Genomic DNA, 24,707 nt, shown 5'->3' on the forward strand with positions numbered 1-24,707 from the left:
AGGTGATCGGCACCGGGCCCGGGCCGATCACGGGTGCGGTACGACGGCGACGGGGGCGGTGGCGTGGTGGAGGACCGCGTGTCCGACGGGTCCGAGGTGGGCGCCGAGCGCGGCCTTGCGCATGCGGCGGCCGATGACCACGAGGGAGGCCTCGCGGGAGGCGTCCACGAGATGGTTGGCCGGCTTCCCCGACAGGGAGTCCTCGATGATCTCGACGGTCGGGTACTTCTCGCGCCAGGCCCGCAGGGCCACGGTCATGGAGGCGGCGTCCTCGGCTGCCAGCCGGGTGGTCATCTTCAGGTCCGGGGGCAGCCCGTACGCGATGTACGGCGGCTCGTTCCAGGAGTGGACCACCCGCAGTGCCGTGGCGCGCAGCAGGGCCGCCTCGAAGGCGAAGCCGATCAGCGTGTCGTCCGGGCGGCTGGTGTCGAGTCCGAGCACGACGGGACGGAAGGGTGCCGCGGCGGACGGGATGCCCGCCGGATCCGGCACGTGCTCGTCGGCGGCCTGTTCACCGGCGCGTACGAACACCACGGGGCGCCCGGCATGCGCCGCGACGGACAGGCCGACCGAGCCGACCATGAATCCGCCGGCCCCGCTGAGCCCGCGGGTGCCGAGGACCAGGAGTTCGGCGTCCTCCAGGGCCTTCAGCAGCGCCTCCGCGGGGCGTCCGGTGACCTGCTCCGTGGTGACCTCGACCCCCGGGTGGCGTGCCCGTACCCCCTCGGCGGCGTCGCGCGGGATCCGCTCGCTCCAGTGCTGGTGGGTCTCGGCGCCGAGCAGGGGCGCCTGGGCCATGGGATCGGGGGCCGGTTCCCACACGTTGACGAGGCTGACCGGCAGGGAGCGCAGCCGCGCCTCGCGGGCAGCCCACTCCGCGGCGGCGAGGCTCTCGGGAGAACCGTCGAGGCCCACGATGACGGTGCGGGGCATGATGTCCACCTCCTGGATCGGCAACCCGTTCCGTTCCGGGCTCTGGTTCCAGCCTCGTGGCGAAACGGCGGGGCGCGGCAGGGGCCGCAGGTCCCCGGTGAGGGCCGTTCGGCCCAACCGCCCGGAGGAGCCCTCCTATCACCGTGCCCGCAACCACGGGGACGCGCAGCGCGAGACCGCCGCTCCGGCCGCCAGGAGACCCCCGGAGGAGCGCCAGGACAGCACCGACCAGCGCGACTGCGCCGAGAACAGCGACCCGGTGCTGAGCCACGAGCCGGTCGAGATCAGGGACAGGGCGGAGCCGATCGAGCCGATGGACAGCGCGCTTCCGATCGACGCGACGGAGAGGGCGGAGCCGACGGACCCCACGGACAGGACCGAGCCCACCGACCCGATCGACAGCACGGAGTCCTGGGACCACAGCGACAGCACCGAACCGGACGAGGGACGGGGGACCGGCTGTAAGGGCAGCTTTGTCATGAGTCCATCCTGCCCCTGACCGCTCCGCCGCGGGCGGCCGTGCTGCGGTCAGCCTCCCGCCAGGTCCGCCCGGCTCCGTTCGAGGCGGGCACGTTCCGGGGCGCTCGCCGTGAGCGCGAGGGCGGCGTCGTACGCCCGCAGCGCCTCGGCGTCGCGGCCGAGCCTGCGCAGCAGCCCCGCCCGTACGGCGTGGAAGGCGTGGTAGCCGCCGAGGTCCAGCTCGTCCACGAGAGCCAGCGCCGTCCGGGGCCCCTCGGTCTCGGCCACGGCGACGGCGCGGTTGAGGGCCACGACCGGGCTCGGGGCGAGCTCCATGAGCTGGTCGTAGAGCCGGAGGATCTGCCCCCAGTCGGTGGCGGCGGCGGTCGGCGCGTCGCTGTGGACGGCGTTGACCGCGGCCTGGATCTGGTACGGGCCCGGCCGGTCGCGGCGCAGACAACGCCGTACGAGCGCCTGGCCCTCGGTGATCAGGTCCCGGTCCCAGAGCGTGCGGTCCTGCTCGGCGAGGAGGACCAGGTCACCGGACGCCGTCGAGCGCGCCGGGCGGCGGGCCTCGACGAGCAGCATCAGCGCGAGCAGGCCGAGCGCCTCGGGCTCGTCGGGCATGAGCTCGACGAGGAGGCGTCCGAGCCGCAGCGCCTCGGCGCACAGGTCCTCGCGGCCGCCGTACCCCTCGTTGAAGACGAGGTAGACGACGGCCAGGACGCCCCTGACCCGGTCCGGCAGGTCGGCGTCGCGCGGGACGCGGTAGGGGATGCCCGCGTCCCGGATCTTGGCCTTGGCGCGCACGATCCGCTGGGCCATGGTGGGTTCGGGGACGAGGAAGGCCCGCGCGATCTGCGCGGTGGTCAGACCGCCCAGCAGCCGCAGGGTGAGGGCGACCTGGGCCTGCGGGGCGAGCGCGGGGTGGCAGCAGGTGAAGATCAGACGGAGCCGGTCGTCGCGCACGGGGCCCTCCTGAACGGGGTCGTCCGGGGCGTGCAGCCGTGCCGCCTCGGCGTGCCGGGCCGCGCGGGTGGACTCGCGGCGCAGCCGGTCGACGGCGCGGTTGCGGGCGGTCGTGATGATCCAGCCGGCCGGGCTCGGCGGGATGCCGCTCCCCGGCCACTTCGCCACGGCCGTGGTGAAGGCGTCCTGGACCGCTTCCTCGGCGAGGTCGATGTCGCCGAGGAAGCGGATCAGGACCGCGACCGCCCGGCCGTACTCGGCGCGGAAGACCGCCTCGACGTCCTCGGCGCCGACGCCCATCAGTCCTCGGACTCGTGCGTGAACGGCCGCACCTCGATCGGGAGCGTCGTCGCCAGGGTCGCCTTGCGCCCCCAGGTCAGCGCCGCGTCGAGGTCGGGCGCCTTGATCAGGCAGATCCCGCCCAGATACTCCTTGCTCTCCGCGTACGGTCCGTCGGTGACCAGGACCTCGTCGTCCTGGGCCCGCAGCACGGTGGCGGTGTCGGGACCGTGCAGTCCGCCGGCGAACACCCAGGCACCGGCCTCGCGCAGTTCCGTGTGGAACACCTCCAGATTGTGCATGATCTCTTGCAGGACCTCGGGCGCGGGCGGTTCGCCCTGCGGCTGCATCACGCTCAGCAGGTAGTACTTCATGACGTCCTCCTCGGTGGTCTCCATCGGGCTCTCCCTGACTACACGAACGGGAGGAGGCCGGATCGACACACGCCACGACGACAGCGGGAGATTCCTTCCATGACCGTCCCGCCCCATCCGCTCGTGACCGCCGCCCGGGAACTGGCGGCCGGGGTGCTCGCGCCCCGGGCGGAGGCCGTGGACCGGGACGGCATGCCCGCGAGCAGTATCGAGGCCGTCAAGCGGTCGGGGATCCTCGGGATCGCCGCGCCGGTCGCGGACGGCGGTTCGGCGGCGCCCGCCGCGGTGGTCCGGGAGACCGCGGAGATCCTTGCCGGGGCGTGCTGCTCGACCTGGTTCGTGCAGACCCAGCACCACACACCGGTGACGACACTGGCCCGGAGCGCTCTTCCGGTACGGGACCGGCTGCTGGGTCCGCTGGCACGCGGGGAACTGCTGTCCGGCGTCGCCTACGCCCAGTTGCGCGCCCATCCGCGCGTCCCGGTGCGGGTCACCCGGGAGCGCGGCGGCCGGCGCTTCGACGGGAGGGTCCCCTGGTACACCGGCTGGGGGCTGAACGACGTCATGCTGCTGGCCGGGGTGACGGACCGCGACGAGGCCCTGTTCGCGTTCACGGAGGCGCGCGAGCAGCCGGGGCTGCGCCCGTCCCCGCCGATGCGGCTCGCCGCGCTGACCGCGTCCCGGACGGTCTCCCTGGAGCTGGACGGGTTCTGGCTGCCCGAGGAGGCGGTGGTGCTGCGCGTCCCCTACGAGACCTGGGCGGTCACCGACCGGCCGAAGAACACCAACGCCTCGCCGGCCGTCTTCGGGATCACGGCGGCGGCGATCGGCCTGCTGGAGGACGATCCCTCGGCGAGGGACACGGCACAGGCGCTGCGGGCGCGTCTGGACGAGGTCAGACGGCACGCGTACGAGCTCGCCGACCACCCGGTGCCGACCGAGCGGATCGAGGAGCGCCTGGTGTGCAAGACGCGGGCGTACGACGTGATGCGGGCGGCCACCACGGCGGCCGTCGTGGCCGGTGGCGGGCGCTCGATGGATCTGCGCAGCCCGGCCCAGCGGCTCGCGCGCGAGGGGATGTTCCTGCTGGTGCAGGGGCAGACCGCCCAGGTGCGCGCCGCGCACCTGGGGGCGCTGGGTTCGTCCGGTCCCGCCTCCGCGCTCAGCCGGTGAAGGGCACCTGGACGGCGGGTGCGGCCGGCGCCGCGAACGGGTGGCGCCACAGGCCCCGGGCGGAGAGGCGGGGCAGGACGCCCTCGCCGAACCAGTAGGCCTCCTCCAGGTGCGGGTAGCCGGAGAGCACGAACTCGTCGATGCCGAGGGCGTGGTACTCCTCGATCCGCTCGACGACCTCGTCGTGGGAGCCGACCAGGGCGGTGCCCGCTCCGCCGCGCACCAGACCGATGCCGGCCCACAGATTGGGGTGGATCTCCAGCCCGTCCCGGCTGCCGCCGTGCAGCGCGAGCATCCGCTTCTGTCCCTGCGACTCGCTGCGGGCGAGCCCCTCCTGCACGGACCGTACGGTCGCCGGGTCGAAGCCGTCGAGGAGCCGGTGGGCCTCGGCCCATGCCTGTTCGGAGGTGTCGCGGGTGATGACGTGCAGCCGGATGCCGAAGCGCAGGGTCCTTCCCTGCTCGGCGGCCAGTCCGCGGATCCAGGCGATCTTCTCCGCGACCTGGGCGGGCGGTTCGCCCCAGGTGAGATACACGTCGGCGTGACGGGCGGCGACCTCGCCCGCGACGGGTGAGGAGCCGCCGAAGTAGACCTCCGGGACCGGGTCGGGAACCCGGGCGAGCCGGGCGTCCTCGACCCTCAGGTGCTCACCGGTCAGGTCGACGGTCTTTCCGTCCCACAAGTCCCTTACGATCCGCAGGAATTCGCCGGTACGACGGTATCGGGCGTCCTTGTCGAGGAAGTCGCCGTACGCGCGCTGCTCGTGGCTCTCCCCGCCGGTCACGACGTTGAGCAGCAGTCTCCCGCCCGTCTGGCGCTGGAAGGTGGAGGCCATCTGCGCGGCGAGCGTCGGCGACACGAAGCCGGGCCGGAAGGCCACGAGGAACTTCAGCCGCTCGGTGCGCTGACTGACCATCGCGGTCGTCAGCCACGCGTCCTCGCACCAGGCACCGGTGGGGGTGAGGGCGCCCAGGAATCCCAGGTCCTCCGCGGCGCGGGCGATCTGGCTCAGATAGGCGACGGTCGGCGGCCGGTCCCGCCCGGAAGCGGTCGCGGGACTGCCGTGGCCACCGCCGACGACATGGCGGCTGTCACCGTTGGTGGGCAGGAACCAGTGGAAGGTGAGGGACACGGCGGAGTTCTCCGATCGTGGGACCCGACGGGCACACAGCCGTCGGACGGGGGTTAGAAAGGGCCGTGCCGCGGGGACGGGGTGCGGTGCTCGGCCGGCACCGTGACGGTGAGCAGGCCGGAGGCGGACAGCCGCTCCAACTCCTCGTGCGGGAGGCCCCGTTCGGCGTCCCGTGCGGAAGCCCCCGCGCGGAACTCTTCGGCTAACGCGGCGGCGACGGCCAGTGCCTCGGCGTCGTCGGCGACCACTTTCGCGGTCATCGGCGTCAGCCGGTGGCGGCGAGCAGCTGGGTACGGCCGAGGGCCGCCGAGAACTGGTCCACCACCTGGGCCAGGGCCTCGGCGGAGCCCGGCGCGACGGTGACGCTCCCGTCCTGCCCCGTGACGATGTCCTTGTCCAGGGTGAACCAGCCCTGGACTATATGGGCCGCGCCCATGGAGTTGAGCACCGGGCGCAACGCGTAGTCCAGGGCGAGCACATGGGCGTTGCTGCCTCCGGTGACGAGCGGCAGCACGGTCTTCCCGGCCAGGGCGTACTGCGGGAGCAGGTCGAGCAGGGCCTTGAGGACGCCGGAGTAGGCCGCCTTGTAGACGGGCGTGCCGATGACGACGCCGTCGGCGCGGGCGAAGAGTTCGGCCGCCTCGACGATGGCCGGGTGCTGGAAGTCCGCGCCGAGCAACGCCTCCGCGGGGATGGTGCGGACGTCCAGCGGGATCACCTCGTGGCCCTGCGCGGCGAGGCGGGCGTCGAGGTGGCGCACCAGCTTGGCGGTGCGGGAGGAGACCGAGGGGCTGCCGGAGACGGACAGGACGATGGCCATGGGTCCTCTTTCGTGAAGAAACGGGTTCCGGGGCGCGTGCCGTGAGCGGGCTCGCGGGTGAAGTCCGTGCCCCTGGTTCCGGGTGAGTGGGCGTGACCGGCGTTCGGGTGGCGGCGGGCGGCCGGGCGGGAGTACGGGGACGACGGACCAGGCTCGCACTCCGCGCACGTGGCCTGCTGAAAAGGGGCCTGAGTCCTGACGGACTCCCGTCCCCTGCGCGGCCGTTCGACGCCCGAACGGACCGAGGTACGGCAACCGGGGCCGAGGGCCGTTCGGGACGCGTCGGGGTTGGGGAACTCAGCCGCGATCAGGCGGAGTTCGGGCACCGGAGCGAGGGCGGGAGACCAGGGCGCGTACCGGACCGGGGTGGGAACGAGCCACCGTGGGCGGACGGAGCGCGCGAAGGAGACCCGGGGTCGGGGTCGTCAGACTTCGCGGCGACAGAAGGAGCTGGAGACACGCGCGAGGTCGACGTGGCGTCGCCGCGTGAGGTCCAGTCGCATCATCATGGGGAGATCGTCGCAGCCCAGAGCTCGGGCAGTCAAGGAACGGCGGTCCGGTCTCGCATCCCGGACCGTGTCGTGGACCGGTGTTCCGCGCACACGCGCCCGGCCGTCACCGCCCCGGCGGCTCAGGACGCGAACCGCTGCCGCCGGGTGCTCCCGCCGCCGTTCCCTGTGCTCAGCCGCGTACCGGGATGATCGCGTGCCTCCGGCGCGGTTTGGGGGCGTCCAGCATGGTGACGCCGTTGTGGCGGCGGCCTCGCAGGAGGAGCACGGGGGCGGCGACGAACGTGACGAAGATCGATACGACGCTGACGGGGAACAGGGCCGGCAGCGACTGGCCCTCGGGCAGCGTGCGGCCGCCCTCGTGGAAGGCGTAGGCGCACGCGGCGACGAAGACGATGGCGCTCAGGGCGGCCAGAACCAGCAGGACGGCGCCGGTCCGGCGGGCACGGGCCTCGGTGCGGACCTCGGCCAGCAGGGAGGCGTCGCACACCGGGCAGATCAGTTCCACGCTCTGTTTGCCGGACGCCGGCCGGCGCACCCGGAACAGGCCGTCCTTCCAGGTGATCGTGCGGGTCCTGGTCAGGAACCCGGTCGTCCTGTCACTGAGGATGTGGCGCACGGCGACTTCCACCGTGCCAGGTATGGGTCCGTTCATGTCCCGTCAGTCCCCCCGTTCGCGCGCGTCCCGGTCTGGACGTGCGGCCACCACAGTGTCGGATTTGCGACGGCGGAGATCAACAGCCCGCCACAGGCTTTGCCCCGACTATGCCTTCCGGGCGAACGAGCCGTCCGTGCGCGGGAGTTGCTCTTCCGCTCATACGCGTGAATCGGCGGTTGCCGGGCAAGCGCACTCCACGGGACTCGACACTCCGGGTCCGCCGTCCGAGCTGGAGGTGTCTGCCGCCATGGGCACAAAGGTGCTGGAACGATTTCCCGCCGGGGCTCCGCGCGGATCCTGGACCGCCGAGGAGTACGCGGCCCGGCGCAGGACCGAGGGGCTGAAGGCGACGGTCGTGATGGACCTGAACTCCGACGCGTTCCTCGTGGTGGTTCCGGCCGGCGACGAGGACTGACCCGCCGCCGGCCTCACCGGACGTGGACGGACCCGGCCCCTCAGACCTCGACCCGCTCGTCCCCCCGGGTCCCGGGCGCGGGCGCCTCCTCCGGTTCGGGCTCGCGGCTGAGCGACCCCGGCCACCAGGCCAGGCGGCCGATGTCACGGACGAGCGCGGGCACCAGGAGCGACCGGACGACCAGGGTGTCCAGCAGGACGCCGAAGGCGACGATGAAGGCGATCTGCACCAGGAAGGCCAGCGGGATCACCCCGAGGGCGGCGAAGGTCGCGGCCAGCACCACGCCCGCCGACGTGATCACCCCTCCGGTGGCGACGAGTCCGCGCAGCACGCCCTGGCGCACCCCGTGCCGCAGCGACTCCTCACGGACCCGGGTCATCAGGAAGATGTTGTAGTCGACGCCGAGGGCCACCAGGAACACGAAGCCGTACAGCGGCACGGACGCGTCGGTGCCCGTGAAGCCGAACCCGTGCCGGAAGACCAGCGAGGAGATGCCCAGCGTGGCCAGGAAGTTGAGCGCCACCGTGGCCACCAGGAGCACCGGCATGAGCAGGGAGCGGAGCAGGACGGTCAGTATCACCAGGATGATGGCGAGGACCACCGGCACGATGAGCGTCCGGTCGTGCTCGGCGGTCTGCCGGGTGTCGTACTGCTGGGCCGCGTAGCCGCCGACGATCGCGTCGGCGCCGGGAACGGCGTGCACCGCCGTGCGCAGCCGCGCGACCGTCGCCTTGGCCGCGTCGCTGTCGGCGGCGGACCGCAGCGTGACGTCGACCCGGACCCGGCCGTCGACGATCCGCGGCGCTCCGCCGCCCGGGCGCCCGGACGCGGTCACGGCCGCGGCGGACGCGACACCGTCCGTCGCGCGGGCCGCGGAGGTGACCCGGTCGACGCGGTCCGCGTTCGCGATGATCACGGCGGGGTTGCCCGAGCCGCCGGGGAAGTGCCGTCCGAGGGTCGCCTGCGCGGCGACCGACGGCGCGTCGTTGACAAAGGTCTCGGCGAGCGGGATGCCCTTCGCGGTCAGGGTGGGCGCGAAGGCCGCGCAGGCGAGGAGTCCGGCCAGGGCGGCCGCCCAGACCTTGCGCGGTGCGCGGTCGACCAGTGCCGCGACCCGGTTCCAGATGCCGCTGCCCGCGCTCGCCCCGCCGGCCGGACGGGGCTTGGCCGGCCAGTAGGCGGCACGGCCCAGGAGCACCAGCACGGCCGGCAGGAAGGTGAGTGAGCTCAGCGCGGCGCAGGCCACGCCGATCGCGCCCACGGGACCGAGCGAGCGGTTGTTCGTCAGGTCGCTGAGCAGCAGGGCCAGCAGTCCGAGGGCGACGGTGCCCGCGCTGGCCGCGATCGCGCCCCAGGACTGCCGCAGCGCCGCCCGCACGGCTGTGAACCGGTCGGCGTGCAGGGTGAGTTCCTCGCGGAACCTGGCGCTCAGCAGGAGCGCGTAGTCGGTCGCGGCGCCGATGACGAGGATCGAGAGGATGCCCTGGACCTGGCCGTCGACGCGTACGACGCCGTGGTCGGCCAGGACGTAGACGACGGCGCAGGCCAGGCCGAGCGCGAACACCGATCCGAGGATGATCAGGAAGGGCAGCAGCACACTGCGGTAGACGAGCAGCAGGATCACCAGGACGGTCGCCAGGGCCACCCCGAGCAGCAGTCCGTCGATTCCGGAGAAGGCGTCGCCGAGGTCGGCCTGGCTCGCCGCGGGTCCGGCGAGCCACACGGTCGTACCGGGCACACCCGAGGCGGCGGTACGCACCCGGTCGACGACGTCCGGCAGTTGCTTGCCGAGGTCGGGCCTGAGCTGGACGACTCCCTCAAGCGCCTTGCCGTCCCGCGACGGCAGCGCGGGGGACGGCGTGCCGACCACGCTGGGGGTTCCGGCGAGGGAGGCGAGCGCCCGGGTCGCGGCGGCCTGGGTGGCGCGAGCCGTGGAACCGCCGCCGTCCGCAGTCCACACGACGATCGCGGGCAGGGTCCCGGCCTGCTGGAAGGCCCGCTGCTGGGCCACCACCTTCGTGGACTCGGCGCTGCGCGGCAGGAAGGCGGCCTGGTCGTTGGTGGAGACCTCGCCGAGCCGGCCGGCGTAGGGGCCGAGGGTGCCCCCGATGCCGAGCCAGGCGACGAGCAGGACGACGGGGATCAGCCACAGGGCTCGTCGCGGGGTGAGGGACATCGCTCTCCAGGTGTCACGGACAGGTGTCTCAATGAATGACAATCTCAATCATTGAGATATCTCGCGGCCAGATCGTAGACCATGCCCGGACTTCCGGTCCCGGCGGCCGTCCGGATGCACCCGGCGGCGGACGGGGTCAGCGCCCGGGCGACCGTACGGCCGAGAGCTGTTCGTTCATCGCCGTCAGGAAGCGGAGGACCACCGCCAGCTCGTCCTCGCTGAAGCCCGAGCGCACGCTCGCCGTGACGTCGGCGAGCGGCCGGAAGTGGGCGCGCGCGGCCGACTTCGCGTCGGGTACGTAGTGGAGGTGGACGACCCTGCGGTCGGGGCTCTCCCGGACGCGCCGGATGTGGCCCGCGCGTTCGAGCCGGTCCAGACAGGCGGTGACCGCGCCCGAGGTGAGCCCGAGGTGCTCGCGCAGCCGGCCCGGTGTGAGCGGCTCGGGTGCGTCGAGGATCGCCGCGAGCGCCAGCACGTCCGTCGCGTGCAGACCGTGGTCCGCGGCGAAGCCGTGCACCAGCCGGTTGATCTCGCCGTTCATCCGGCGCAGCTGAACCGCGAAGGCGTGCAGATCCGTGACCACGGCCGGTTCGCGCTCCCGGACCACGAGCCGCTCCGGCTCCGTCTCCGGCGCCACGAGCCGTTCCCGCTCCTGGCCCGCGCCGGGGTGCGGATCACCCGTCCGGTCGTCACGGTCGTCTCGTCTGGCCACGTGATCAGCCTATAGAAGTCCCGGCACCTCCCCCGTTCGGGCGCCCGGCACCCGGCGGCGGACCCGTCCGGCGCATCCACGGACGGTGCCCGGGTGGAAGGGATCAGGGAGGCGGGGGACCCACGGGGGGCACGGCGGCGACCGACGGAGGACCCATGAGCGACCAGGAGACCCGCACCGGCCCGAGGTGTCTGGTCACCGGTGCCACCGGCTACATCGGCGGACGGCTGGTCCCCGAACTGCTGGCCGAGGGGTACCGGGTGCGCTGTCTGGCCCGCTCCCCCGCCAAGCTGCGCGACTATCCCTGGGCGGGCGAGGCGGAGGTGGTCCGCGGCGACGTCACGGACGCCGAGTCGGTCGCCGACGCGCTGCGCGGGTGCGAGGTGGCCTATTACCTGGTGCACGCCCTCGGCACCGGCCACGACTTCGAGGCGACGGACCGCAGGGCCGCGCGGATCTTCGGCGAGCGGGCCCGTGCGGCGGGCGTGCGGCGCATCGTCTATCTCGGCGGCCTCACCCCGGAGGGCGTGCCCGAACGGGAACTCTCGCCGCATCTGAGGTCCCGGGCCGAGGTGGGGCGCATCCTGCTGGACTCGGGCGTTCCGACCACGGTCCTGCGGGCCGCGGTGATCATCGGCTCCGGCTCGGCCTCGTTCGAGATGCTGCGCTATCTCACCGAGCGGCTGCCGGTGATGGTGACGCCGAGCTGGGTGCACACCCGGATCCAGCCGATGGGCGTGCGCGACGTGCTGCGCACCCTGGTCGGCAGCGCCGGGATGCCCCCGGAGGTCAACCGCGCCTTCGACATCGGGGGCCCCGACGTCCTCACGTATCTGGAGATGATGCGGCGGTACGCCGTCGTCGCCGGGCTGCCCCGCAGGCTCATCTTCCCCGTGCCCGTCCTCACGCCCCGGCTCTCCAGTCACTGGGTCGGGCTCGTCACCCCCGTGCCCGCCTCGATCGCGCGTCCGCTCACCGAGTCGCTGCGCCACGAGGTCGTGTGCCGTGAGCACGACATCGCCCGGTACGTTCCCGATCCCCCGGGCCGGCCGATCGGCTTCGACGCCGCCGTCACCCTGGCGCTCCAGCGGGTGCGCGACGCCCAGGTGACCACCCGGTGGTCGTCGGCCTCGTATCCCGGGACGGCCAGCGATCCGCTGCCCACCGACCCGGACTGGGCGGGCGGCAGCCTCTACACGGACGAGCGCGAACTGACGGTGGAGGCCTCGCCCGGGAGTCTGTGGCGGGTGATCGAGGGCATCGGCGGCGACAACGGCTGGTACTCCTTCCCGCTGGCCTGGGCGGTGCGCGGCTGGATGGACCGGATGGTGGGCGGAGTGGGGCTGCGGCGCGGCCGCCGTGACGCCAACCGTCTGCGGGTCGGGGACTCCCTGGACTTCTGGCGGGTGGAGGAGATCGAGCCCGGACGGCTGCTGCGGCTGCGGGCCGAGATGAGGCTGCCGGGGCTCGCGTGGCTGGAGATGTACGCCGACACGACGGACGAGGGGCGCACGCGCTACCGCCAGCGGGCCCTGTTCCATCCGCACGGGCTGCTCGGGCATCTGTACTGGTGGAGCGTCTCGCCCTTTCACACCGTGGTGTTCGGCGGCATGGCCCGGAACATCGCCCTGGCCGCCAAGAACACGCCCACGGCCACACCGGCACCGGCCCTCACCCCCTGACCGCTCGGCCGGGTCGCATCCGAGGGGGCCTCCCGGGCGGAAGCAGACCGATGCCGTCCCCCGCGAGCCCGCACCGGAGTCGTCCCATGACCGTCTCGATCGTCCTGTTCACCTCCGACCTGCGTCTGCACGACCACCCGCCGCTGCGGGCCGCCCTCGACGGCGCGGACACTGTGGTGCCGCTCTTCGTCCGCGACGAGGCCGTCGCCGACGCCGGGTTCACCGCACCCAACCGGATGGCGTTCCTCGCCGACTGTCTGGCCGATCTGGACGCCGGGCTGCGCGAGCGCGGGGGCCGCCTGGTGGTGCGCTCCGGCGACGTGGCGGCCGAGGTGGCCAAGGCCGCCGCCGAGGCGGACGCCGACGACGTCCACATCGCGTCGGGAGTCAGCGCCTACGCGCACCGCCGCGAGGAACGGCTGCGCGCCGCGCTGGAGGCGGACGGACGCAGGCTGCACGTCCACGAGGCCGTGATCACCGCTCTCGCTCCCGGTGCCGTGACCCCGGCGGCCTCCGACCACTTCGCCGTCTTCACGCCGTACCACCGGCAGTGGGAGCGGCAGCCGTTGCGGAACCCGCTCGCGGCCCCCCGGACCGTCCGGGTGCCGGACGGGATCGGTTCGGAGGCGGTCCCGTCCCGTTCGGACGTGCGGGCGGTGTCCGAGGGGCTGGCCCGGGGCGGCGAGACGGAGGCCAGGAAACGCCTGACGGCCTGGCTGCGCGGCGGGATCGAGGCGTACGAGGAGCGTCACGACGACCTGCCGGGCGACGCCACCTCGCACCTCTCCCCCCATCTGCACTTCGGCACGCTGTCACCGGCCGAGCTGGTCCACCGGGCGCGCGGCGCGGGCGGTCCGGGCGCGGAGGCGTTCGTACGGCAGGTGGCGTGGCGGGACTTCCACCACCAGGTGCTGGCGGCCCGGCCGGACGCGTCCGCCGCCGACTACCGCACCCGGCACGACCGTTGGCGCAGCGATGCCGAGGCGGCCGAGGACATCGAGGCGTGGCGTGAGGGACGGACCGGCTATCCGGTGGTGGACGCGGCGATGCGGCAGCTGCGCCACGAGGGCTGGATGCACAACCGGGGGCGCCTGCTGACGGCGAGCTTCCTCACCAAGACGCTGTACGTGGACTGGCGGGTCGGGGCCCGGCACTTCCTGGATCTGCTGGTGGACGGAGACGTGGCCAACAACCAGCTCAACTGGCAGTGGATGGCGGGGACGGGCACGGACAGCCGGCCCAACCGCGTCCTGAACCCGCTGACCCAGGCGAGGCGTTACGACCCGGACGGGGTATATGTCCGGCGCTGGGTGCCCGAGTTGGCCGCGATCGCGGGGCGTGAGGTGCACGAGCCGTGGAAGCTCCGGGGGCTGGACCGGGCGGCCTGCGACTATCCGGACCCGATCGTCGAACTCTCCGAGGGGCTGGCCCGGTTCAAGCGGGCCCGGGGGCTGGACTGACGGGGAGCCCCGGCCGTGTGCCCGGGCGGGCCGAACCGAAGATAAACTGCCGGGGATTTTACCTGTTGTAGAGATTCTTCAGCGGTGCGCCGCCGTATACGTGGTCGTCCGAACCACTCGTACCGGGTCCGTGCGCACCGGATCCATCACGCGGCCATCCCCGGAGCCGACCGCCCCGGAACCGCCGTACCCGCCCCCAGGAGGCTCCTCAATGCGCATTACACGGAACGCGGGAACGATCTTCGTGGCCGGTGCGTTGACGCTGACCCTGGCGGCGCTCGCGTACCCGGCCATGCTGGGGATCGAGACCACGTCCGCCACTTCGGTGGCCGTCATCGCCAACCCGTCCTCGGGGCCGCTGACGGAGGCCGACCGCGACTTCGTCGTCAAGGTGCGTGCGGCGGGGCTCTGGGAGTACCCGGTCGGGCAGCTGGCCCTCCAGAAGGGGACGACTCCGGCGGTCCGTACGGCGGGACAGCACCTGGTCTCCGGTCACTCCGCGCTCGACGACACGAGCCGCAAGGTGGCCAAGACCCTCGGCATCACGCTGCCCAACAAGCCGTCCCCGCTGCAACAGGGCTTCATATCGACCCTGAGCGCGGACTCCGGCTCGAAGTTCGACAGCGACTTCGCCAACATCCTGCGGATCACCCACGGCCAGATCTTCTCGACCGTGGCGAAGATCCGCGCCACGACGGAGAACACCCTCGTGCGGCAGCTCGCCGACCAGGCCAACGACACCGTGCTGGACCACATCACCGTGATGGAGAAGACCGGGCTGGTCGACTTCAACTACGTGATCGTCCAGGAGACCAGCATCCCGAAGGTGCCCGCGGTCAACCTGACGCCTCCCCCGCCTCAGCCCGGTGAGCCCGAGGTCGTGCTGACGCCGCCCGCGGGCGGGGCCTCCCTCCCGCCCGCCGGGGCGTCGCTGCCCGTACAGCCCTCTCCGACGCCGACGGTGGGCTGACCCCGCGGCGTCACGGAGACGGAACAACGGCCGCCCGAGCGGGAGTTCGCGAGGGCGGCCGTGGTGGTGCCTGGGTCGTGAGCAGCCGGACCGCGCTGAACGCCGCGTCACCCCGGCTGGGGCGCGACCCCGTCGGCCAGGCCCACCAGCGCGGTCAGCGCCTCCCTGAGTCCCGGAGGCCGGAGCATGCCCGACTCCGCGCGGCCGGCCCATCCGGGGCCGCCGAGGAGGACGGCGGGGTGGGCGCGGGCTCCTCTCACCCCCCAGGTGGTGGCCGCGATGTGCCGGGCCAGCGGGCGGTCCGCGGTGGAACGGGTCTGTGACCACAGCACGACGGCGACCGGCCCCAGCCGCCGGACCGCCGCGGTCAGCGCCTCCGGGGGCACCGCGGCGCCGAACATCCGGGTGGGCAGGCCCTGTTCGACCAGTCCCGCGTGCAACGCCTCAAGGGGAAGGCAGTGCTGTTCGCCCGGTACGCACGCGAGCAGGACCGGACCCGCCCCGGTGGCCCGCGGTCCTGTCCCCGCCGGAGCCGAAGCGCGGTGCAGCGCACGGGAGATGTGCCAGGACAGCAGGTGCTCCACCTCGACGTACCGGTCCCCGGCGGACTCCCACTTGCGGCCCACCGCGTGCAGGGTCGGCACCATCACCTCCTCCCACCCGACGACCACGCCGTGCCGCTCCACGAGCGAGGTCAACTGGTCGTCCACGGAAGGCGCGTCGAGGCGTACGGCGGCGCGCGCGAGGCCCTTGCACTCCTGCCGCGGATCGCCCAGGGGCTCCGACCCGGCCGCGGGAGCGAGGGATGCGGCAACCCGCGCGAGGGACTCCGGCTCGTCGTCGGCGGCCCCCACCCCGGCCGTCAGGGGGTCGGACGAGCCCTTGGCCGCCCTGGCGGCCTCGGCGGGCGGCACCCCGGCCGAGGTCAGCCGGCACATCTCCTCCAGCATCGCCACGTCCTGGGGCGTCCACCGGCGGTGCCGCCCGCCGGAACGGACCGCGGGTCCCACGCCGTACCTGCGGTCCCAGGAACGCAGGGTGGTGGGTGACACTCCGAGACGGCGGGCCAGCGCGCCCGTGGTGACACCGGCCTCGGCGGATCCCGTGCCCGTCTCCCGCTCCTGATCCGACCGGCTGCCACCCATACGGCGACTATACGACGCAGAAACGATGCGAGTTGTCGCCTCTGTCCCATGGTTCACACAATCGGTTTCACGGGGCCCCACACAGGGAGTTCCCGGAACAGGAGCCGTGGCCATGAGCGCAGATCCCACCGCCGGACAGCCGGCCGTCGAGCCCGGGGACGCGGTCACGGACGCCGAGCTGGCCCGCGGCATCGTCGACGGGGACGAGGCCTCGCTCGCCACCGCGTACCGCCGCTGGGCCCCCCTGGTCCACGCCCTCGCCCGTCGCTCGCTGGGCGACGCCCGCGAGGCGGAGGACGTCACCCAGCAGGTGTTCCTCGCCGTGTGGCGGGGCGCGCGGGGCTACCGGCCCGAGCGCGGCACGGTCGCCGGCTGGCTCGTCGGCATCACCCGGCGCAAGATCGCCGACACGCTGTCCGCGCGGACCAGGCGCACCGAACTGGTGGGTGCCGCCGGCGCCCTCCTGGTCCTCGCCGACGACTCCCGGGCCCGGCCCGAGGCCGCGCTCGACCGTGTCCTCGTACGGCACGAGCTGGCCAAGCTCCCGACACCGCAGCGCCGGGTCCTGCATCTCGCGTTCTACGAGGACCTCACCCAGACCCAGATCGCCCAGCGCACCGGGTGGCCGCTGGGCACGGTCAAGAGCCACTCCCGCCGCGCCATGCACCAGCTGCGCGACTGCCTGCGTACCGCGGCCGAGGTCTGAGCACGGGCGGCCCGCCGCCACATTTCCGGACAGTGGGCCAATCCGCCGCACCACCGGCTTCGGATCACATCCGAACCGTCGAAGCGTCCTGGAGGAAGCACACCGTGAAGGAAGCCGTGGAGATCGGGCGCAACCCGTCTGCGGAGCCGGACCTGCCGGATCTGATGGCCAGGGTCGCCCGCGGCGACCAGGAGGCCTTCGCCTCGCTCTACGACGTGGTGGCGGGTCCCGTCCTCGGGATCGTCCGCCGGGTGCTGCGCGACCGGGCACAGTCGGAGGAGGTCACCCAGGAGGTTCTGGTCGAGGTGTGGCGGACCGCCGCCCGCTACCGGCCCGAGCGCGGCTCGGTGATGAACTGGGTCCTGACCCTGACCCATCAGCGGGCCGTGGACCGGGTGCGCTCGGTCGAGGCCTCGACGGCGCGCGAGCACAAGGCCGCGCTCCTCGACCGGACACCCGAGTTCGACGAGGTGACCGAACAGGTCGAGGCGCGCCTGGAACGTGAGCAGGTGCGGCGCTGTCTGCGCACGCTCACGGAGCTCCAGCGCCAGTCGGTGACGCTGGCCTACTACCGCGGGCTGACCTACCGGGAGGTGGCGGAGCTGCTCGCGACGCCGCTCGGCACGGTCAAGACCCGGCTGCGCGACGGACTGATCCGGATGCGTGACTGCCTGGGGGTGACGGCGTGACGACGGCCGATCTGCACACACTGACCGGGGCGTACGCGCTGCACGCGCTGGACGACGACGAACGCGAGCGCTTCGAGCGGCACACCACGGAGTGCGGGGACTGCGCGCAGGAGGTCAGGGAGCTGGAGGCCACGGCCGCGCGGCTCGGGCTGGCCGCGACCACCACGCCGGACCCGGCCCTCAAGACCCGGGTGATGCGACGCGTCACCACGGTCCGCCAGGAGTCGCCGCGCACGAGGGCCCTCTCCGCTCCGCGGGCCATCGGCGTCCGCCGGCGCCGGCCCGCCCGATGGGCGCTCGCCGCGGCGCTGGCGGCCGCGGCCACGCTGGGCGGCACGGCGGCCTGGCAGCACGAGCGCGCCCAGGACGCCCAGGAACAGGCACGGCAGGCCGAACGGCACGCGGACCAGCTGGCCGCGGTCCTCGCCGCCCCCGACGCCGCCTCGCGCACGGCGAAGCTGGCTGACGGGGCGCGCGGCACGGTCGTGGTGTCCAGGAGCCGGGACCAGGCGGTGTTCATCGGCTCGAGGATGGCGAAGCCGCCGAGCGGCAAGGTCTACCAGCTCTGGTTCGACGACGCCGGCACCATGCGGTCCGCCGGACTGATGGACCCGGGGCGCACGACCGAGGCCGTGCTGATGAAGGGTTCCGTGGGCGGCGCCTCCGGCATGGGGATCACCGTGGAGCCGGCCGGGGGTTCCCCGAAGCCGACGTCCGCCCCGGTGGCCCTGCTGGGTCTTCCCGTCTGAGCGTTCGTCCCCTCGGTTCGGGGGAGGGGACGAACGCTCGCCGCGGCGGGCGCCGGGGACCGGTCACCGGTCCCCGGCGGGGGTTTCCACCAGCGAGTCGGGCACCGCTCAGCGGCGCGGCCCCGGGGGCAGCGGGAAGAAGCCGCTGGTCCGCGCCACGTACTCGGTGAATCCCGGGCGCTCGGCCATGTGGCGCTCCAGCATCGGCTTCCCGCTGCCGTTGATCAGGAGATAGCTCATCACCAGCGGCGACACCAGCACGGCGGCGGCCGCCTGCGGGCTGTCGCAGACGATCAGGAACAGGCCCCACCAGACGCAGAAGTCGCCGAAGTAGTTCGGGTGACGGGTCCAGCTCCACAGGCCGCGGTCCATGACCCGGCCGCGGTTCGCCGGATCGGCCTTGAAGCGGGCCAGCTGGGCGTCGCCGACCGCCTCGAAGAACAGGCCGACGGCCCACAGCGCCGTACCCGCCCACGCGAAGCCCGTGACCGGCCCCGGGATGTACTGCGCGGCCTGGACCGGCAGGGACACCAGCCACACCAGCGCCCCTTGCAGGAGGTACACCATGCGCAGGGCGTACAGGTCGCGGCTGCCGGGCGCCTTGGCCAGCATGGCTTCGTAGCGCGGGTCCTCGCCGTGTCCCCGGCCGCGCCGCCCGATGTGGACGGCCAGCCTCAGCCCCCACACCGAGGTGAGGACGGTGACGAGCACCCGGCGGCCCTCGTCGCCCTCACCGGCGGACGCCAGGAGGGTGACGAGGGCCACCGCGGTGAAAGCGATCCCCCAGGCGACGTCCACGATCCGGTGCAGGTTCCTGCACACGGCGACGGCGAACGTGGCGAGCATGACGGCGAACGCCGCGCCGGCCGCGGGAGCGAGGTTCTGGGCGAAGGCGGCCCAGGGGAAACCGCTCATGGTGCGGGGGTCTCCTTCGTGAACAGGTACTGCTGCACATCCAGGTAGCCGGAGCGGAATCCGGCTTCGGAGTAGGCGAGGTAGAAGGTCCACATCCGGCGGAAGGTCTCGTCGAAGCCGAGCTCCGCGACCTCGCCGGCCCGCTCGGTGAACCGCTCGCGCCACAGCCGCAGGGTCTCCGCGTAGTGGGCCCCGAAGCCGTCCCTGCGCAGGGTGCGCAGGGACGTGTGCGCTCGGGTCACCTCGTCCACGGCCTCCACGGAGGGCAGCAGCCCGCCCGGGAACACGTACTTCTGGATCCAGGTGAAGGTGTCGCGGGAGGCGAGCATGCGGTCGTGCGGCATGGTGATCGCCTGGAGCGCGACCCGGCCGCCGGGAGCGAGCCGTGCGTCGAGGGTGGCGAAGTAGACGGGCCAGAACTCCTCCCCGACCGCCTCGATCATCTCGACGCTGACCACGGCGTCGTACGTGCCGGTGGCCTCGCGGTAGTCGCACAGCTCGATGCTCACGCGGTCGTCGAGGCCCGCCGCGCGCACCCGGTCCCGGGCCAGCGCCTGTTGTTCACGGGAGAGCGTGAGCGAGGTGACGTGGGCACCGCGCGCGGCGGCGCGGATCGCCAGCTCGCCCCAGCCGGTGCCGATTTCGAGGAGCCGCGTCCCGGGTCCGGCCTCGACCAGGTCGAGCAGCCGGTCGATCTTGCGGTGCTGGGCGTCGGCCAGCAGGGGCCAGGCGGCGGGGAAGCCGCGGAAGAGGGCCGACGAATAGCTGAGCGTGTCGTCGAGGAAGAGCGCGAACAGGTCGTTGGACAGGTCGTAGTGGCGGCTGATGTTGTCGCGGGCTCCCGTGGGGGTGTTGCGCTGGACGGAGGGCCGGCGCATCGCCCAGAGCCCCCGCAGCCTCTGGAGCGGTGCCGGAATCAGTCCGGCCGCGTTTCCGGCGAGCACGGTGAGCACGGCGACCAGGTCCGGCGCGTCCCACTCCCCCGCCATGTAGGACTCGCCGAAGCCGACGAGGCCCTGGGTGCCGATGCGGCGGTGGAAGGCGTCCGGGTCGTGGATCTCCATGACCGGCCCGCCGAGGCCGGCGCGCGACCCGTCGGCGAACCGCGCCTGGAGCGGCAGGCGTTCGAGTGCCCGGCGCACCAGGGCCCGGGTGATGGCGGTACGGGCCCACGAGGACGGCTGGGGTGTCACCACGTCCAGCCTGCGGGGCGGGGCGCTGCCCGGCCGGGACGCCTCGACGGGGCGCGACTCGGCTGTCGTCATCTCACGTTCTCCTGGGCTCGTCGGTGGGGGCGGGGCTGGACGGGCAGTCCCCGCAGATAGAGGCGGACGCCGTGCAGCCGGATGGCGGCGGACACGGCGAGGGTGGACCAGGGGTGGCGCAGCGCCTGCCGCAGCAGCGCGCCGACGGTCGCCTCCTGCCGCGTTCCGCGTACGGTGGCGGTGAAGGGCCGGGTACCCGCGCGTTCCAGATGTACCGTCAGGTCGAGCCGGTCGCCGGGCTCGGGCAGGCGCATGCGGTAGGCGCCGTCGACGGGGAAGAACGGCGACACGTAGAACTCCTTGCCGGTCCGCGCGGTTCCGTCCCGGCCGGGGCGCAGCAGATAGGAGTGCCGTTCGCCGTAGGTGTTGTGCACCTCGGCGACGACGCAGCGCGCGGTGCCGTCGGGATCGTGACACCAGTACAGGGTCAGCGGGTTGAAGACATGTCCGAGGACGCGCGCGTGGGCGAGCATCAGCACCGGTCCGCCGCGCAGGTCGACGCCGTGGGAGGCGAGGAAGCGGTCCAGGCCGGCGCGGATGCTGGGCCGGTCCCCGTCGAAGTGGTCCCGGGGATCGAAGCGGGCCAACGGGCGCAGCGGGAGCGGCAGTCGGGGCGGCTGGTCGGGGTCGGTCAGCCACATGTACGTGCGGTGGCGCAGCGCGTACCGGGTGGGCTCGGTCCGTATGTGGGCCACCGTGCAGGGGTAGAGAGCGGGGACCGCGGTCACCAGTTCACCCCCAATGCCTCCGCCGCCTCGACACCGGAGCGGCAGCCGTCCTCGTGGAAGCCCCAGCCGTGGTAGGCGCCGGCGTACGCGGTCACCGGGCTGTTCAGGGCGGGCAGTCGGCGTTGGGCGGCGACCGACTCGGGTGTGTAGACGGGGTGTTCGTACTCCATGCGGGCCAGGACCCGTGCGGGGTCGACGCGGTCCTCGCCGCCGAGCGTGACGACGTAGGTCTCGGGCGCGTCCAGTCGCTGGAGCCGGTTCATGTCGTAGCTGACCCGGACCCGGTCCGCGTCGGTCGCGCAGTCGGGCATCAGATAGTTCCAGGAGGCCCGTGCCCCGCGTGCGCTCGGCAGGAGTGTCGTGTCCGTGTGCAGGAGGGTGGTGTTGCGGGAGTAGCGGAAGGTCCCGAGCACCTCGCGTTCCAGGTCCGTGGGGTCCGCGAGCAGGCGCAGCGCCTGGCCGGGATGGACGGCGATGACCACGGAGCCGTACGAGGCGGTGGTGCCGTCCTCGGTGGTGATGTCCACCCCGTCGGCGTGGCGGCGCACGGCACGGACCGGGGTGGAGGTGTGCACCGCGTCGAGTTCCTTGGCCAGCCGGTCGACATAGGAGCGGGAGCCCCCGGTCACCGTGCGCCACAGGGGCGAGCCGCCCACCGAGAGCATGCCGTGGTGGTCCATGAAGCGGAACAGGTAGGCGGCCGGGTAGAGACGGGCCGTGGCCGCGTCGCAGGACCAGACCGCGGAGACGAGCGGGGTCATGAAGTGCCGGGTGAAATAGGGCGAGAAGCCTTCCCTGGTGATGAACTCGCCCAGGGTGAGGGTGTCTTCACCGCCCTGGGCCAGGAGTCTGCGGGCGGCACGGTGGAACGACGGCACTTCGGTGAGCATGCGGAGATAGGGCGCGCGCAGGGCACTGGCCGGACGGGCGAACAGGCCGGACGGGCCCCGGGCCCCCGCGTACTGGAGTCCGCACCCCTCGCACCGCACCGACATGCTCATCTCGGACTCCTGGGTGGCGACGCCGAGTTCGGCGAACAGCCGCAGGAGGTTGGGGTAGGTGCGGTGGTTGTGCACGATGAAGCCCGAGTCGACGCGGTGCAGGCGCCCGTCGGACGAGGTGAGGTCGTGGGTGTGGGCGTGCCCGCCCAGCCGGTCGTCCGCCTCGTACAGGGCGACGGGCCTCTCCTGGCTCAGCACGTACGCGGCGGTGAGCCCGGCCACTCCCCCGCCGATCACGGCCGTGCGCCGACGCCCTCCGTCGCGGTGTCCGCCGCTTCCGGCGTCACCGTCCGGAGCCTCCGCTGACCTGCGCCTCATCGGTTCCTCCCGCCCGGCTCCCGTGCGGAGCCCTCGGAGGTATTCCGAAGCTGGACCCCATTCGGATTGCCCCGGGCACGATCTTCCGTCGGCAGGTCCGGAGACCCGGGGGCGGCGAAGGCGGTCGCACACGGAAGGTGACCGGGCCGCCGCGCCGGGTGAAGGACGCGGCGGCCGGCCGGAGGAACGGTCAGTTGACGTCCCGGTCGCGTCCCTCCCAGTACGGGCGGCGCAGTTTGTACTTCTGGAGCTTGCCGGTGGCCGTGCGGGCGAGCTCGTCGCGGAACTCGACCGAGGTCGGCGCCTTGTACCCGGCGAGACGCTCCTTGCAGTACCCGATCAGCTCGCTCTCGGTCGCCTCCGTGTCCGGGGCGAGGACCACCAGGGCCTTGACGGTCTCGCCCCACTTCTCGTGCGGCACGCCGATGACCGCGACCTCGGCGACGGCCGGATGGCTGAAGAGGGTGTCCTCCACCTCGATCGACGACACGTTCTCGCCGCCGGTGATGATCACGTCCTTCTTGCGGTCACTGATCGTCAGATAGCCGTCCTCGCCGATGGATCCGCCGTCCCCGGTGTGGAACCAGCCGTCGGCCAGGGCCCGTTCGGTCTCCGCGGGCTGCTCCCAGTAGCCCTCCAGGACGACGTTGGAGCGCGCGAGGATCTCGCCGTCGGCCTCGGTGCGCAGGGTCACGCCGAGCGCGGGGGCTCCGGCGCGCACCAGTTTCTCGGCGCGGGCCTGCGGGTCGAGCCCGTCCCATTCGGAGCGGGTGCGGTTCACGGTGAGCAGCGGCGAGGTCTCGGTCAGACCGTAGATCTGGATGAACTCCCAGCCCAGCAACGACTCGACGCGGGCGACGGTCTTCGTGGGCGGTGGCGCGCCGGCGACGATGATACGGACCCGGTCGCGGCCGGGGATCTCGCCGTCGAAGGACTCGGCCGCGGCCAGCACCGCGTTGACGACGGCCGGGGCCGCGCACATCACCGTGACGCCGTGCTCGGCCACCCGGCGCAGGATCTCGGCCCCGTCGACCTTGCGCAGCGCGATCTGGGGGACCCCGAGGCCCGCCATCGCGAACGGCATGCCCCAGCCGTTCGCGTGGAACATGGGCAAGGTGTGCAGATACACGTCCCGGTCGGTGACACCCGCGTGCAGGGCGAAGGTCGTGGCGTTGACCCAGATGTTGCGGTGGGTGATCTGCACGCCCTTGGGCCGGGCCGTCGTGCCGCTGGTGTAGTTGATCGTCGCGGTGGCGTTCTCGTCCGCGTCCCAGGGACGGGGTTCGGTGCCGAAGCGGTACAGCTCCGCGTCCGCGGCGGCACCGAGGGTGAAGCGGTGCTTGCAGGCGACCTGGGCGAAGCGGTCGGTCAGTTCGGGGTCGACGAGCAGGACGCTCGCACCCGAGTGCTCGACGATGTAGCTCACCTCGTCCGCCGTGAGACGGAAGTTGACCGGCACGAGGACGCGGCCGTGGCCGCTGACGCCGAAGAACGAGGTGAGGAGTCGGGCGCTGTTGGGCGAGACGACGGCCACGCGCGCGCCGTGCGGGACGCCGAGCGCGTCGAGTCCGGCGGCCTGGGCTCGGGCCAGCTCACCGACGCGGCGGTAGGTCAGTCCCTCCCAGGGCTCGGCCGGCTGGTCGGGTTCGTCGACCACACCTAGGCGGTCGCCGTACACGGTGACGGCGCGGTCCAGGAAATCAAGGGCTCCGAAGGGGACGAGCATCGCGGCCTCCCGGCGATCGGACGATGTCCCCTTTCTATCCTGGTCCCGCCCCCGCGCATCCGGACACCACCGAATGGTCACCGCCCGTGATGTCCGGATCCATGTGCGTGTCCCCGGTTCCTTGGCCGTCGCCCGCCCGGCACGTCACGATCGTCCGATGGACAGCCGACCGACGTTCGACTTTCCCCGGCCGCTGAGCATCGGCGGGCTGGGGCTGCATCTGCGCGAGTGGTGCGACGACGATGTCGCGGATCTGGTCGCGCTCTACGACGATCCCGAGATCGACCGGTGGACGCCGGTCGTCTCGCCGTTCGACACCGACGCGGCGCTCGCCTACCTCGCGGCGGCCGAGCAGAAGGCCGCGGAGAGGCGGGGCGTGCAGCTGGCCATCACCACGGACGGGGCGCTGCCGCGCGGGGAGATCCTGCTGTTCCCCGGCACCGCCGACGACCGTGACGTCGAACTGGCCTACGGCGTGGGTGCCGCGCACCGGGGCCGCGGGCTGGCGACCCGCGCGGTCCGGCTCGCCGTGGACTTCGCCCACCGTCGCGTCGGCGGCCGGCGTGTGGTGCTGTGCATCGAGGACCGGAACACCGCGAGCGAGGCCGTCGCGCGGGCGACGGGTTTCGTCCTCACCGACGACGAGCCCGTGGTCCGCACGGCGAAGGGCCGGCAGGTCGTCCTGCGCACCTGGAACCACCTCAGGGTCGAGGACGGCCGGCACCCCGCATGAGGAACCGGCCC

The 24,707-nt window shown here is 73.0% G+C and carries 24 protein-coding genes and 1 pseudogene; 9 read left to right on the plus strand and 16 right to left on the minus strand.

Going from position 1 to position 24,707, the window contains the following annotated elements:
• Positions 1-27: 27 nt before the first annotated feature.
• The 4 genes from WJM95_RS01425 to WJM95_RS01440 form a co-directional block, all read right to left on the minus strand.
• Positions 28-933 (minus strand): universal stress protein, encoded by a 906-nt coding sequence (locus tag WJM95_RS01425; protein WP_339127598.1) that lies wholly within the window; start codon positions 931-933, stop codon positions 28-30.
• 138 nt (positions 934-1,071) lie between these two features.
• Positions 1,072-1,413 carry a hypothetical protein gene (locus WJM95_RS01430; protein WP_339127599.1) on the minus strand — a complete coding sequence of 114 codons (342 nt, stop codon included), beginning with the start codon at positions 1,411-1,413 and terminating at the stop codon, positions 1,072-1,074.
• A gap of 48 nt (positions 1,414-1,461) precedes the next feature.
• Positions 1,462-2,661: a sigma-70 family RNA polymerase sigma factor gene (locus tag WJM95_RS01435; protein ID WP_339127600.1), complete on the minus strand. Its 1,200-nt coding sequence runs from the start codon at positions 2,659-2,661 to the stop codon at positions 1,462-1,464.
• On the minus strand, positions 2,661-3,014 hold the full coding sequence (locus tag WJM95_RS01440; protein WP_339135290.1) for a YciI family protein: 354 nt from the start codon (positions 3,012-3,014) through the stop codon (positions 2,661-2,663). Before WJM95_RS01440 ends, WJM95_RS01435 begins: the two co-directional genes overlap by 1 nt.
• Before the next feature lie 99 nt (positions 3,015-3,113).
• Between WJM95_RS01440 and WJM95_RS01445 the strand changes: the two genes are divergently transcribed.
• Positions 3,114-4,187, plus strand: coding sequence for an acyl-CoA dehydrogenase family protein (locus WJM95_RS01445; RefSeq protein WP_339127601.1), 1,074 nt, complete (start codon positions 3,114-3,116; stop codon positions 4,185-4,187).
• Here the strand turns inward: WJM95_RS01445 and WJM95_RS01450 are convergent.
• The 4 genes and pseudogenes from WJM95_RS01450 to WJM95_RS01465 all read right to left on the minus strand — a co-directional run bounded on the left by WJM95_RS01450 (position 4,177) and on the right by WJM95_RS01465 (position 7,303).
• The gene (locus WJM95_RS01450; RefSeq protein ID WP_339127602.1) at positions 4,177-5,319 is read right to left on the minus strand and encodes an LLM class flavin-dependent oxidoreductase; all 1,143 of its coding nucleotides are present in this window, start codon (positions 5,317-5,319) and stop codon (positions 4,177-4,179) included. The two genes, WJM95_RS01445 and WJM95_RS01450, sit on opposite strands and share 11 nt — an antisense overlap.
• Before the next feature lie 86 nt (positions 5,320-5,405).
• A pseudogene (locus WJM95_RS01455) lies at positions 5,406-5,579 on the minus strand (SfnB family sulfur acquisition oxidoreductase); the annotation flags it as partial.
• 5 nt (positions 5,580-5,584) lie between these two features.
• Positions 5,585-6,139, minus strand: coding sequence for an NADPH-dependent FMN reductase (gene ssuE, locus WJM95_RS01460; protein ID WP_339127603.1), 555 nt, complete (start codon positions 6,137-6,139; stop codon positions 5,585-5,587).
• 681 nt (positions 6,140-6,820) lie between these two features.
• The gene (locus WJM95_RS01465; protein ID WP_339127604.1) at positions 6,821-7,303 is read right to left on the minus strand and encodes a hypothetical protein; all 483 of its coding nucleotides are present in this window, start codon (positions 7,301-7,303) and stop codon (positions 6,821-6,823) included.
• A 250-nt stretch (positions 7,304-7,553) separates the two neighbouring features.
• Between WJM95_RS01465 and WJM95_RS01470 the strand changes: the two genes are divergently transcribed.
• The gene (locus WJM95_RS01470; protein ID WP_339127605.1) at positions 7,554-7,721 is read left to right on the plus strand and encodes a hypothetical protein; all 168 of its coding nucleotides are present in this window, start codon (positions 7,554-7,556) and stop codon (positions 7,719-7,721) included.
• Positions 7,722-7,761: 40 nt separating this feature from the next.
• On the opposite strand, the gene WJM95_RS01475 is transcribed toward WJM95_RS01470, so the two are convergent.
• Together WJM95_RS01475 and WJM95_RS01480 are read right to left on the minus strand one after the other, a co-directional pair.
• Positions 7,762-9,897, minus strand: coding sequence for an MMPL family transporter (locus WJM95_RS01475; RefSeq protein ID WP_339127606.1), 2,136 nt, complete (start codon positions 9,895-9,897; stop codon positions 7,762-7,764).
• A gap of 136 nt (positions 9,898-10,033) precedes the next feature.
• Complete coding sequence (locus WJM95_RS01480; protein ID WP_339135292.1) at positions 10,034-10,504, minus strand: MarR family winged helix-turn-helix transcriptional regulator; 471 nt, start codon at positions 10,502-10,504, stop codon at positions 10,034-10,036.
• 260 nt (positions 10,505-10,764) lie between these two features.
• Between WJM95_RS01480 and WJM95_RS01485 the strand changes: the two genes are divergently transcribed.
• From WJM95_RS01485 to WJM95_RS01495, 3 genes are all read left to right on the plus strand, one after another.
• A complete protein-coding gene (locus WJM95_RS01485; RefSeq protein ID WP_339127607.1) occupies positions 10,765-12,291 on the plus strand; it encodes an SDR family oxidoreductase in 1,527 nt (508 codons plus the stop codon).
• Positions 12,292-12,377: 86 nt separating this feature from the next.
• A complete protein-coding gene (locus tag WJM95_RS01490; RefSeq protein ID WP_339127608.1) occupies positions 12,378-13,751 on the plus strand; it encodes a deoxyribodipyrimidine photo-lyase in 1,374 nt (457 codons plus the stop codon).
• A gap of 211 nt (positions 13,752-13,962) precedes the next feature.
• The gene (locus WJM95_RS01495) at positions 13,963-14,721 is read left to right on the plus strand and encodes a DUF4142 domain-containing protein (RefSeq protein ID WP_339127609.1); all 759 of its coding nucleotides are present in this window, start codon (positions 13,963-13,965) and stop codon (positions 14,719-14,721) included.
• 107 nt (positions 14,722-14,828) lie between these two features.
• Here WJM95_RS01495 and WJM95_RS01500 read toward each other — a convergent pair whose 3' ends face one another.
• Entirely contained in the window at positions 14,829-15,866 is a 1,038-nt protein-coding gene (locus tag WJM95_RS01500) for a MerR family transcriptional regulator (protein WP_339127610.1), read from the minus strand.
• A 112-nt stretch (positions 15,867-15,978) separates the two neighbouring features.
• On the opposite strand from WJM95_RS01500, the gene WJM95_RS01505 reads away from it, so the two are divergent.
• From WJM95_RS01505 to WJM95_RS01515, 3 genes are all read left to right on the plus strand, one after another.
• On the plus strand, positions 15,979-16,572 hold the full coding sequence (locus WJM95_RS01505) for a sigma-70 family RNA polymerase sigma factor (protein WP_339127611.1): 594 nt from the start codon (positions 15,979-15,981) through the stop codon (positions 16,570-16,572).
• Positions 16,573-16,676: 104 nt separating this feature from the next.
• Entirely contained in the window at positions 16,677-17,261 is a 585-nt protein-coding gene (locus WJM95_RS01510; RefSeq protein WP_339127612.1) for a sigma-70 family RNA polymerase sigma factor, read from the plus strand.
• Positions 17,258-18,010 carry an anti-sigma factor gene (locus WJM95_RS01515; RefSeq protein WP_339127613.1) on the plus strand — a complete coding sequence of 251 codons (753 nt, stop codon included), beginning with the start codon at positions 17,258-17,260 and terminating at the stop codon, positions 18,008-18,010. The genes WJM95_RS01510 and WJM95_RS01515 overlap by 4 nt, the downstream gene beginning before the upstream one ends.
• Before the next feature lie 108 nt (positions 18,011-18,118).
• On the opposite strand, the gene WJM95_RS01520 is transcribed toward WJM95_RS01515, so the two are convergent.
• The 5 genes from WJM95_RS01520 to WJM95_RS01540 all read right to left on the minus strand — a co-directional run bounded on the left by WJM95_RS01520 (position 18,119) and on the right by WJM95_RS01540 (position 23,963).
• Positions 18,119-18,925 (minus strand): DUF1295 domain-containing protein, encoded by an 807-nt coding sequence (locus WJM95_RS01520; RefSeq protein ID WP_339127614.1) that lies wholly within the window; start codon positions 18,923-18,925, stop codon positions 18,119-18,121.
• A complete protein-coding gene (locus WJM95_RS01525; RefSeq protein ID WP_339127615.1) occupies positions 18,922-20,190 on the minus strand; it encodes a class I SAM-dependent methyltransferase in 1,269 nt (422 codons plus the stop codon). Before WJM95_RS01525 ends, WJM95_RS01520 begins: the two co-directional genes overlap by 4 nt.
• Positions 20,187-20,918 (minus strand): DUF1365 domain-containing protein, encoded by a 732-nt coding sequence (locus WJM95_RS01530; RefSeq protein WP_339127616.1) that lies wholly within the window; start codon positions 20,916-20,918, stop codon positions 20,187-20,189. The genes WJM95_RS01525 and WJM95_RS01530 overlap by 4 nt, the downstream gene beginning before the upstream one ends.
• Positions 20,915-22,237 carry an FAD-dependent oxidoreductase gene (locus WJM95_RS01535; RefSeq protein ID WP_339127617.1) on the minus strand — a complete coding sequence of 441 codons (1,323 nt, stop codon included), beginning with the start codon at positions 22,235-22,237 and terminating at the stop codon, positions 20,915-20,917. Before WJM95_RS01535 ends, WJM95_RS01530 begins: the two co-directional genes overlap by 4 nt.
• Positions 22,238-22,427: 190 nt before the next feature.
• Positions 22,428-23,963: an AMP-binding protein gene (locus tag WJM95_RS01540; protein WP_339127618.1), complete on the minus strand. Its 1,536-nt coding sequence runs from the start codon at positions 23,961-23,963 to the stop codon at positions 22,428-22,430.
• Positions 23,964-24,120: 157 nt separating this feature from the next.
• Here WJM95_RS01540 and WJM95_RS01545 point away from each other — a divergent pair, with 157 nt between their 5' ends.
• The gene (locus tag WJM95_RS01545) at positions 24,121-24,696 is read left to right on the plus strand and encodes a GNAT family N-acetyltransferase (protein WP_339127619.1); all 576 of its coding nucleotides are present in this window, start codon (positions 24,121-24,123) and stop codon (positions 24,694-24,696) included.
• Positions 24,697-24,707: the final 11 nt, after the last annotated feature.

It is taken from the genome of Streptomyces sp. f51, assembly GCF_037940415.1.
Classification (GTDB): domain Bacteria; phylum Actinomycetota; class Actinomycetes; order Streptomycetales; family Streptomycetaceae; genus Streptomyces.

What these genes read in the sequence shown, in the direction of transcription:
- WJM95_RS01425 (WP_339127598.1), bottom strand. Translation starts at nt 933, where the DNA reads ATGCCCCGCACCGTCATCGTGGGCCTCGACGGTTCTCCCGAGAGCCTC.
- WJM95_RS01430 (WP_339127599.1), bottom strand. Translation starts at nt 1,413, where the DNA reads ATGACAAAGCTGCCCTTACAGCCGGTCCCCCGTCCCTCGTCCGGTTCG.
- WJM95_RS01435 (WP_339127600.1), bottom strand. Translation starts at nt 2,661, where the DNA reads ATGGGCGTCGGCGCCGAGGACGTCGAGGCGGTCTTCCGCGCCGAGTAC.
- WJM95_RS01440 (WP_339135290.1), bottom strand. Translation starts at nt 3,014, where the DNA reads ATGAAGTACTACCTGCTGAGCGTGATGCAGCCGCAGGGCGAACCGCCC.
- WJM95_RS01445 (WP_339127601.1), top strand. Translation starts at nt 3,114, where the DNA reads ATGACCGTCCCGCCCCATCCGCTCGTGACCGCCGCCCGGGAACTGGCG.
- ssuE (WP_339127603.1), bottom strand. Translation starts at nt 6,139, where the DNA reads ATGGCCATCGTCCTGTCCGTCTCCGGCAGCCCCTCGGTCTCCTCCCGC.
- WJM95_RS01465 (WP_339127604.1), bottom strand. Translation starts at nt 7,303, where the DNA reads ATGAACGGACCCATACCTGGCACGGTGGAAGTCGCCGTGCGCCACATC.
- WJM95_RS01470 (WP_339127605.1), top strand. Translation starts at nt 7,554, where the DNA reads ATGGGCACAAAGGTGCTGGAACGATTTCCCGCCGGGGCTCCGCGCGGA.
- WJM95_RS01475 (WP_339127606.1), bottom strand. Translation starts at nt 9,897, where the DNA reads ATGTCCCTCACCCCGCGACGAGCCCTGTGGCTGATCCCCGTCGTCCTG.
- WJM95_RS01485 (WP_339127607.1), top strand. Translation starts at nt 10,765, where the DNA reads ATGAGCGACCAGGAGACCCGCACCGGCCCGAGGTGTCTGGTCACCGGT.
- WJM95_RS01490 (WP_339127608.1), top strand. Translation starts at nt 12,378, where the DNA reads ATGACCGTCTCGATCGTCCTGTTCACCTCCGACCTGCGTCTGCACGAC.
- WJM95_RS01495 (WP_339127609.1), top strand. Translation starts at nt 13,963, where the DNA reads ATGCGCATTACACGGAACGCGGGAACGATCTTCGTGGCCGGTGCGTTG.
- WJM95_RS01500 (WP_339127610.1), bottom strand. Translation starts at nt 15,866, where the DNA reads ATGGGTGGCAGCCGGTCGGATCAGGAGCGGGAGACGGGCACGGGATCC.
- WJM95_RS01505 (WP_339127611.1), top strand. Translation starts at nt 15,979, where the DNA reads ATGAGCGCAGATCCCACCGCCGGACAGCCGGCCGTCGAGCCCGGGGAC.
- WJM95_RS01520 (WP_339127614.1), bottom strand. Translation starts at nt 18,925, where the DNA reads ATGAGCGGTTTCCCCTGGGCCGCCTTCGCCCAGAACCTCGCTCCCGCG.
- WJM95_RS01525 (WP_339127615.1), bottom strand. Translation starts at nt 20,190, where the DNA reads ATGACGACAGCCGAGTCGCGCCCCGTCGAGGCGTCCCGGCCGGGCAGC.
- WJM95_RS01535 (WP_339127617.1), bottom strand. Translation starts at nt 22,237, where the DNA reads ATGAGGCGCAGGTCAGCGGAGGCTCCGGACGGTGACGCCGGAAGCGGC.
- WJM95_RS01540 (WP_339127618.1), bottom strand. Translation starts at nt 23,963, where the DNA reads ATGCTCGTCCCCTTCGGAGCCCTTGATTTCCTGGACCGCGCCGTCACC.
- WJM95_RS01545 (WP_339127619.1), top strand. Translation starts at nt 24,121, where the DNA reads ATGGACAGCCGACCGACGTTCGACTTTCCCCGGCCGCTGAGCATCGGC.